1 pseudogene is annotated in these 1,062 nt (G+C 38.0%); it reads right to left on the bottom strand.

Features of this window, described 5'->3' with window-relative positions:
• A pseudogene (locus JCM21531_RS17315) lies at window positions 1-1,062 on the bottom strand (IS701-like element ISCth16 family transposase); the annotation flags it as partial.

The raw sequence follows: 1,062 nt of genomic DNA, 5'->3' as shown, positions 1-1,062 counted from the left end.
ACAGACCATATATTGTTTGCGGAAATACCCTATGGTATCTCCAATGGTCTCAAGTTTCAAGGTTCTCTTTTTAGAGACCCTGAAGAGCTCAAGAAAAGTATAGGTCATAAAGACCATACTCCAGAAACGCTTTATTGAAGTTAATGATTCAACCTGGTATTCATCAAACCCTAATGAGTTCTTATGATATCGGTAGCTCACTTCAATATCCCAGCGGTTCTGGTAATATCCAACAATAGTGGAGGTGGTTAGGCTTACATCGGTACTTACGATAAATGCTGGTGTGTCAGAAAGATCTTTTTTGCTCCAACATATAAGAATTACGGCATTCTCAAGATCATTGATTTTACCTTCATATCTGTATACGTAATAGTTATCGTCTCCTGCTGTCACTATGCAGGTTTCGTTACTACGTATATGGGTGGCAAATTCTTTGATATTAGTCTTAATGCCGCCTGGGTAAATCACACGATTGGATTTTATTCTTCCAATAGTATGATACCCTCTCTTAAGAGCATGAAGCATCAATTTTCCTGATGTATACCAAGCATCTACAAGTAAATACGTAGTTTCTGTAACAGGCGTAAATTCATCAATTAGCTGCATTGCCAGCTCTTGCTTATTCTTAAAAAGCTTCTTGGCTTTTTGTCCAAAGAACTGCTTTCTAAGATAGAGCTTAAAGTTAAGTGGTAAGGAGTACTCGGAGATTTTGTAATGGGAAGTAACTACACAGTGAGACCACATGGTCTTACCATCACTGTGAGAATGATGATAGTCGAGGCCTTCGATTTTCTTAGTAGAATTGTCTTTTTTACTCAAAGTGTCATCTACTATGAAAAACCTACAGTTCCCTCGGGTACATTCTCACGAACAGTTTTAAGAGAATGATTTATCCTCTTGTAATCTACGTATTCGTTACTCCATTTATATTCTCCAAGGAACCTTGAGCCACTACTCCGGTCCCGGTTACAGGTAAGCCTTGAATAGACATTAGAAATATTCTTGTTTCCCTCGGTGGTTATTATGCCTGAAATCATATGAACCATATGGTTCTTCAAAGCT

The organism is Acetivibrio straminisolvens JCM 21531, from assembly GCF_000521465.1.
Lineage (GTDB): Bacteria > Bacillota > Clostridia > Acetivibrionales > Acetivibrionaceae > Hungateiclostridium > Hungateiclostridium straminisolvens.
Note: the sequence above shows the minus strand (reverse complement) of the source record. Positions and strands in the feature narration are given on the sequence as shown.